The sequence below is a fragment of the Pseudomonas viciae genome, from assembly GCF_004786035.1.
GTDB lineage: Bacteria > Pseudomonadota > Gammaproteobacteria > Pseudomonadales > Pseudomonadaceae > Aquipseudomonas > Aquipseudomonas viciae.
The window spans coordinates 3,750,903-3,758,567 of the sequence record NZ_CP035088.1 but is presented as its reverse complement, the minus strand read 5'-3'; the positions used below and the strand labels follow the sequence as shown (position 1 = coordinate 3,758,567).

6 protein-coding genes are annotated in these 7,665 nt (G+C 62.0%); 3 read left to right on the top strand and 3 right to left on the bottom strand.

Annotated elements, in window-relative coordinates:
* The first annotated feature begins 112 nt into the window (after positions 1-112).
* The 3 genes from EPZ47_RS16320 (at position 113) to EPZ47_RS16310 (ending at position 3,251) form a co-directional block, all read left to right on the top strand.
* A complete protein-coding gene (locus EPZ47_RS16320; protein WP_135845734.1) occupies positions 113-1,117 on the top strand; it encodes a cupin-like domain-containing protein in 1,005 nt (334 codons plus the stop codon).
* Positions 1,114-2,484: an MFS transporter gene (locus EPZ47_RS16315; RefSeq protein ID WP_135845733.1), complete on the top strand. Its 1,371-nt coding sequence runs from the start codon at positions 1,114-1,116 to the stop codon at positions 2,482-2,484. The genes EPZ47_RS16320 and EPZ47_RS16315 overlap by 4 nt, the downstream gene beginning before the upstream one ends.
* Positions 2,485-2,639: 155 nt before the next feature.
* On the top strand, positions 2,640-3,251 hold the full coding sequence (locus tag EPZ47_RS16310; protein WP_135845732.1) for an aspartyl/asparaginyl beta-hydroxylase domain-containing protein: 612 nt from the start codon (positions 2,640-2,642) through the stop codon (positions 3,249-3,251).
* A gap of 296 nt (positions 3,252-3,547) precedes the next feature.
* Here EPZ47_RS16310 and syrC read toward each other — a convergent pair whose 3' ends face one another.
* From syrC to syrB1, 3 genes are all read right to left on the bottom strand, one after another.
* On the bottom strand, positions 3,548-4,759 hold the full coding sequence (gene syrC, locus EPZ47_RS16305) for a syringomycin E biosynthesis aminoacyltransferase SyrC (protein ID WP_135845731.1): 1,212 nt from the start codon (positions 4,757-4,759) through the stop codon (positions 3,548-3,550).
* A gap of 61 nt (positions 4,760-4,820) precedes the next feature.
* Positions 4,821-5,753 (bottom strand): syringomycin E biosynthesis L-threonyl-[L-threonyl-carrier protein] 4-chlorinase SyrB2, encoded by a 933-nt coding sequence (gene syrB2 / locus EPZ47_RS16300; RefSeq protein WP_135845730.1) that lies wholly within the window; start codon positions 5,751-5,753, stop codon positions 4,821-4,823.
* Between the two features lie 17 nt (positions 5,754-5,770).
* Complete coding sequence (syrB1, locus tag EPZ47_RS16295; RefSeq protein ID WP_135845729.1) at positions 5,771-7,618, bottom strand: syringomycin E biosynthesis L-threonine--[L-threonyl-carrier protein] ligase SyrB1; 1,848 nt, start codon at positions 7,616-7,618, stop codon at positions 5,771-5,773.
* Positions 7,619-7,665: the final 47 nt, after the last annotated feature.

The following is a 7,665-nucleotide window of genomic DNA, read 5'->3' as shown; positions in this document are numbered from 1 at the left end:
GTCTGTCATGGGAAGCAGGGACAACGGCGAGGAACGGGGCTTGGCGGTGCTTGGGCGTGGTCGCGTGAGTCTGTTATACCAACGACCCTGAGTGTGCTTGCGAGGGTCGAAAATGCCACTAATTGCCGAACCGGACCGCCCGGTATCGAAGTTCTGGAGCCTGTCCCGTTTTCCCAACCACCCCCAGGCAGGCCCGGTCGAAGTGATCGATGCGCTGTCGATCTCCAAAGAGGACTTCACCCGTCGGTACGTCAATCGCAACCGCCCCTGCCTGGTCAAGAATGCAGTGCGACATTGGCCGGCTTTTCAGAAATGGAAGCGCCTGGATTACCTCAAGGCCCATTCACGCAACAGCGCGGTGGTGGTGCGTTCGCAGATCGTCTCCGAGGTCATCGGTTGGTCCAGTCCCAAGGTCAAGGCCGAGTTGACCGAGTATGCGAACAGCGTCTACCGGGAAATGCCGTTCCACGAATTCCTCGACGGCCTGGGTGAGGGTGATGGGCCTTGGGTGGCCGACAGTTGCCGGTTTTCCGAAGGCTCGGCCATCGAGCAGATGAAAGAGGACGTCGGTGGGTTACCGTTCATGCCGCAGTTGGGCAAGTCCCGGCATTACCCGCCCCATCGCAGTTTCCTGTACCGCAACTCCTACACCGATTGGCATTTCCATGTCGTCGATGAAACGTTCATGGCCCAGGTGGTCGGTGCCAAGGAGGTGCTGCTGTTGCCGCCGGACGAAACCAGTTGGCGGGCGTTGCAGCCAGTGATCGAACAGGCGGGCTACCTGTACGACATCGACACCGGGCGTTTTCCAGGTACTCGGCAACTGCGAGCGCTGCGCACGGTGGTGGAGCCGGGAGATGCGTTGTACATCCCGGTCTATTGGTGGCATGCGGTGCAATCGATGGACGATGAATTCGGCGCCACCGTCGCCGCGACCTTCCCGACGCCCTTGCATGTCAGCGGCGACATCAGTTCGCCTATCGCCAGGCGGGTGTTGCGCACCTATCTGTTTTCCCGTTATGCGCCGGTGGTATTGGGTGCGGTGGCCTATTCCCTGGGTTATCGGTTGTTGAGCAAGTTAATCGATGTCGCCATGCCTCGCGATGTGCGCCCATGAGCTTGGGCAGTGGTCGCCGGGGCTTTGATCTGGGGCGAGGTTTCTATTTCCTCTGGTGTGGTGAGTCGCTGGCGGTGGTCGGCACCGCGTTGATGGAGTTCGCCCTGGGCGTCTGGGTGTATACCCATACCGGTTCGGCGGTGGCCTTCGCCAATGTCGTGCTGGCGGCGACCTTGCCGGCGGTGCTGTTTCTGCCACTGGCGGGCGGGCTGGCCGATCGGATCAGCCACCGGGTGATCATTGTCTGTTGCGATGTGAGCCTGGCGATACTGCTTCTGGGGGTGATGGCGCTGCTCTGGTTCGAACGCCTGGAACCGCTGCACCTGTACATTTTCAATTGCCTGGCGTCCATTGTCGGAGCCTTTCGCAAACCGGCCTATCAGGCCGCCGTGAGTACCATTGTCGCCCCCGACAAATTCACCCGGGCCTCGGGGTTGATCAGCATCAGCAAGAACGCTTCGGCCCTGGTGGCGCCGCTGCTGGCCGGGGCGATCATGGCCAGTGCCGGGCTGGTGACGATCCTGGCGGTGGACCTGATTACCTTCTGCTCGGGCACCTTGCTGGTGATCAAGGCGTTCTCCCATGTGCGCGGTGCGTCGGACCGTCATGAGCGTACTAGCAAAGGCTCGGTGTTCGGGGGCGCGGTGAGCAACGTTGCGGCGGCACTGAAGTTTTTCATGGCCGAACGGCTGATGGCCGGGCTGCTGGTCTACACCATGATGCGTACCGCATTGTTGTCGCTGGCCACCTTGATGATGACGCCGTTGTTGCTGTCGACCCTGGGTAGCCAGACGCTGGGCATGGCCTACACCTGGGCGGCCCTGGGTGGCCTGGCCGGTGCGGGGCTGTTGATTTCCATGGGCAACCCGCGGCGCTTGATGGCGCTGGTGGCGGTGGCCGATCTGTTGCTGGCGGCCTGTGTCGTTGCCCTGGGGATGGTGTCGCAGGCCGTTGCGTACTGCGCGCTGGCCTTTGTCGCGATCACCATGGCGAGTATCGCCGATGCCAGCGTGAACTCGCTCTGGATGCGCAGGATCCCCGCCGGCAGCCGTGCCAGTGTCTTTGCGCTGATCAGCATGTTGACCATTGCCACCACCAGCCTGGCGGTGATCGTCGGTGGCTTCCTGGTGGATCACTGGTTCCAGCCGGCGCTGATGCCGGGTGGTCTCTATGCCGAGTCGATTGGGCGCTGGCTGGGCGTAGGGCCGGGACGTGGCGTCGGGTTGCTGTTCGTCGTGGCCGGGGGGCTGTTTGCGCTCCTGCCCTTGAGCGTTCTGCTCTACGGGCCGATGCGCCGATTGGACGAGACACCCACGCAGGCGGCCGTCGTACGGTTGGCCGACACCCCCCAGGTCGAGCCGCTGTAATGCCCGGCGCGGCCTGCTGTACCGGATTCCCGTGACAGACAGGTCGGGCCCGGTGGGGCAACCTTTGCAGGCTCTTCTGCTGTGCCCGTATCCCGCGGGCAGGGCTGCCTTCGCAGCGCCATCGGAATCGACAACCCTCAATAAAAGGAGCAACTATGCGCCCGTCGTTTTATGATCCCAGCCGTTTCCCGGCACTCAAGAACCTGGCTGACAACTGGGAAGTGATCCGCGAGGAATTTCTGGCCCTCGATGCGCCGACCCTGACCATCAACCGTGTGGGCAAGTCGATTACCGAGATCGTCGACGAAGTGACCGCTCACATGGAGGCCGGCGGCGAGTATGGCTGGCTCTGGGGATGGGGTGACGACATGGACGTCATGCCGGAGTGGACCCAGTATGGCCTGGTCGCCTACGACACGCCGATCCCTTACGCCCAGGCCGCCATGCCCGGCACCATCGAACTGCTGAAAAAGATCCCCGGCATCAAGCTTTGTGCCTTGCTGCGCATGGAGCCCAACGTGTTCCTCGGCACCCACTCCCACACCGGTACCTGGGAAGAAGGCTTGCTGCACATGCAACTGACCATCGACGCACCCACCACTCAGAACTATGCCTACCTCAACGTCAATGGCAGCTTCAACCAGAGCACCAACGGCAACCTGGTGATCTTCGACGGCTCTCTCGACCACTTTGCCGTCAACGCTTCTCGGGCGCACCGGACTGTGCTGTATCTTGAGTTTCATCGTGAGAAGCACATGGTGGCTTGAGGTGGATCTGTGGCAGGGGGGAGGGTGGCGACTGGGAGATTGAGGTCGCCGCAAATCCTTGGTGGGAGCGCGCTTGCTCGCGATGGCGGCCTGATACCCGGCCTGGTTTTGGTTGGGTCGCATTCTCTTGTGTGCGAGCAGGCTCGCCTCCACCTTGAATCTTCAGCAGCGCAAATTCATGGACACCGACGCTGCCTGACGTATGAGTGGAGGACACCGGATTTCTTAATGCGGGAGAAACCAATGTGGGAGCGAGTCCGCTCCCACAGGTTTTGCTTTGCCCAGGTTCGCCGAGGTCAAACAGCCGTCGCTTCGAGGGTCGATTCCAGGAAGTGGAAAGCGGTGTGCTTCGAGCGCTGGGTGGACTCGAAGAACGCCAGATGACTGCCGTTGCGTTCCACATGCAGCAGGGCGTCGCTGATGGCCTCGGCAATGAGCCGGGAACCGCCGATGTGAGTGGTTTCATCGGCGTCGCCGGCGACCACCAGGGTGGGCACGGTGATCTGTTCCAGGCGCGACTTCAACTCGGTCTTGTTCAGCGCATCGTTGAGCCGTGCATAGCGGTAGAACAGCTCCTCATTGACGTAAGGATAGAGCGCCGCATGGGCGATGGAGTCCGGAATGGTCGCCAGTGTCGCCTGGTCCAGGAACAACGCCTGCAAGTCGCTGGCTTCGTTACGGTCCACGGCGGCCGATTCCATCAGCCATTCGAAGTTCTGCTGGTGGGCGGTGCGCAGGCTGTCGTCGCCCAGGTTGTAATCACCATGCCAAAGGCTCAGGGAGTTGACCCGATCCGGATAGGTGGCGGCAGCGCTCAGCGCAATCACCGCCCCGCCGCAGATGCCCATCAGGTGCGCGCTCTGCAATCCGTAGTGATTCATCACGTTGATCAGGTCGCCGACCTGGGCGTCGGTATCCACCGACAACTGGTCGAACGAGGTGCAGGAACCGAATAGCCCACGGGTTTCCCAGGTGACCACGAAGAACCGCTCGCTCAGCGCATTGAACCACTCGCGGCACAGGTCGAATGGCATGCCACAGGGCAGGGCCAGGACGATGGCCGGGCGCTGGCGCTCGGTGCTGGCGTGGACCGACAGCGCCACGTTGTCGCGGGTGATCAGGTGCAGTGTCTCGACCTCGGGCACTGCACCGCTGAAATCGAAGTGTCTGACCAGGCGTCCGAACTCCTTGGCACTGTCGACGTCGTCGAAGTGGTCGTAGGAGAAATCGAGCGCCTGGCAGATTTTCTTGCTGATAAACATTTCGAAGGACGACAGTTGCGTCTCGCCGTCGTGCAAGTACTGCACGGCCTTGACGCCGATCCGCGCGAAGGCGGTACTGACCGCCCGCTCCGTGGCTCTGACGCTAGGGGAGGACTGATCGGGTGTCAGGTCGCTCCCCTGGGCGAGAAAGCTCAGGCAGATAGGATCGGGCAGATGGATGGCAAGGTGCCTAAGCATCCTCACGGTCTCACACAGGCGCGTGGCTGCGTCGGTGGAAATAGTCATGGATTGGGGGACTCCTGTCAGGCACGTTACGCATGCCAACTGTCATATGGCACTGAGAAAATCAGACCGCTTCGAATTTCTTGCCTCGGGTGGTGTGGGTGACAAGGCGGTTGTATTCCGGGGTCTTGTCCCCGATCACTTGGACCGCTCCGTATTTTTCCAGGCTGATACGACCGCCGTATTCCTCGATGTGGTCGGAGTCCGGATAAATCTTCACGAACGACGGCACATAGCGCGAAGCGAAGCCCATGCGCATGTCCTGGGACTCACCGCTGTGGGGATAGGAGGCGTGCATCAGGGTCGACCAGAAAATGATGAACTGACCGGCCTTCATCTGCATGGGCACGGCGGCGGCTTCGTCAGGTTTCCAGTTCTCGTCGATCTGCAGCTGGCGATAGTCGTAGCCGAAGAAACCGCGTCGCACACCATCCTTGACCACCGAGTTGTTGGTCTCGGGTTCGTAGCTCATGCGCTTGGTTTCGTCGTAGTTCATGCTGTTCTGGGTGCCGGGAATGAATTGCAGGCAACCGTTGGCAATGTTGGCGTCGGTGAAGGCGGTCCAGACGGTAATGGTGCCGCCGAAGTCTTCATTTTCCGGCCAGAGGATCTGCGGCTTGCCCGACGCATTGGCAAAGGTGTCGGCCTGGTGCCAGTCGGTGCCTTCGTCGCCCGGGTATTTAGGGAAAAATTCGGTACGCCAGCACAATACATCCGGGCCGAGAATGCTCTCGACGCGGTCGCAGATTTGCGGGCGACAGATGTGACTGGCGAGGAATTCGTCGTCCAGGTGGCGATCATAGTTGGCGATGTTGGTGGCGCCGGAGATCGCATCCAGATCCTGGTATGCCGCGGCGCTGCGGTCGAGCAGGCGCAGACGGGTGCGCTTCCAGGTCTCTTTCATTTCTTCTGGCGAATAGGCGTCGAACGGGCCGATGAAACCGTTCTTTTCAAAGGACGCACGTTCTTCCGGGGTCAAGGCGAATTTTTTGCTCATGGGCTTTTCCTTTTCGATCAATGGGCTTGAACAAGGGAACGCTGGATGCAACCGGCCAATACCTTGGCGGTCGCGCCATCTGCCAGCACGCCTGGGTCGAGGTTGACCCGGTAATGGGCCTTGAGCGTGCTCAGCGAGCGGATCAGGGCCAGGGAGGTGCCGCCGAAATCGAAGAAGTCATCGTTCAGGCCAATGTTCTTCAGGCCGATATCGTCCGACCAGATCTTGAGCACGAACTGCTCCTGTTCAGTGAGGCCGGGTTCGCTGGCATGTTCCACGCTCGAAGGTACCGAGTCAGGCGAGGGCAGGCGGGCCTTGTCGATCTTGCCGTGGTCCGTGACCGGCAATTGCGCCAATGCAATGTAGGCTGAAGGACGCATGTAGTCCGGCAGACTGGCGGCCACCAGCGCGGCCACTTCGTTGCGGGTCTGTTCGGTCCAGGCGTCGACGCCCTGGGACGGCACCACGTAGGTGACCAGGCGCCAGTCGCCCTCGCCGTAATCGTGGCCGACGACATGGGCCGCAGCGATGGCCGGGCTGGTTTGCAGGCAAGCCTCGACTTCTCCCGGCTCGATCCGGAAACCACGGATCTTCAATTGTTCATCGCAACGTCCGGCGTAGCGGTACTCGCCGTCATCCCCCAGGACCAGCAGGTCTCCGGTGCGATAGGCACGGCTCGAGGTGCCCGGCAACTGGACGAAGCGCTCGGCATTCAGGGTAGGGCGATTCAGGTAGCCCAGCGCTACACCGGCACCTTCGATGTACAGCTCACCGGCGTTGCCTTGGGGCACCGGTTGCTGATCGGCGTCGAGCAGATGCAAACGCCAGCCATCCAGTGGCGCGCCGATGGAAACCATGGCGGCGCTTTCCAGGTCCTGGCCGAGCACGCGCTTGAAGGTGGTGTGGACGGTGGCTTCGGTGATGCCGTACATGTTGATCAAGGCCGGCTTCTGATCGCCGTGACGCTCGACCCATGGGCGCAGCACGGTGGCCGGTAGCGCCTCGCCGCCGAACACCACATAGCGCAGCGCCAGGGGGGCAGGGGCGGAGCGGTCGGCTTCATCGAGGCCACGGAACGCCGAGGGTGTCTGGCTCAGGACTGTCACACCCTGGTCCGCCAACCATTGGCGCATGTCACCGGGCGAGCGCGACACCTCGTAAGGCACTACGGCTACGTGGCCGCCGTGGGCGAGGGCGCCCCAGATTTCCCAGACCGAAAAATCGAAACCGATGGAGTGGAACATCGACCAGACGTCGTTCTCGTTGAAGGCGAACGAACGCTGGGTGCTTTCCAGCAGACGGCTGACATTGCCGTGCGCGACCAGGACACCCTTGGGTTCCCCGGTTGAGCCGGAGGTGTAGATGACGTACGCCGCGGCCTCGTCGGGGTGGCGACGGTCGCTGTCGGCAAGTGGTGCCAGGTCCGGACCGGCCAGTAGATCGGCGAGGGGCAGGACGCGCACGGACGCGCTCTGCGGCAGGTCGGCCAGTTCGCCGATCACCAGGCTCAGGCCACTGTAGCGAACGATGTGTTCGACACGCTTGCCAGGGTACTGCGGGTCGACCGGGACATAAGCGCCACCGGCCTTGAGAATGCCCAGCAGGCTGATGACCAGGTCGACGCCGCGTGGCAGGCACATCCCCACCAGCATGCCGTCCTGGACGCCTTCCTGGCGAAGCCGGGCCGCCAGCTTCGATGACGCCGTGTCGAGTTGGGCATAGCTCAATGAGCGCGAGGCGTCGGATACCGCGGTTCGCTCGGGGAATTCACGGGCCCGGGCGGTGAATATTTCATGCAGCAATGCACCAGACGTGAGGGGGGCTGGCGCGGGGTTGACCGATCCGCCAGTGTTCTTAATCGGCATGACTAACGCTCCTGTTAAATGCCACGTGCAGCGTGTTTGCGTGGTAC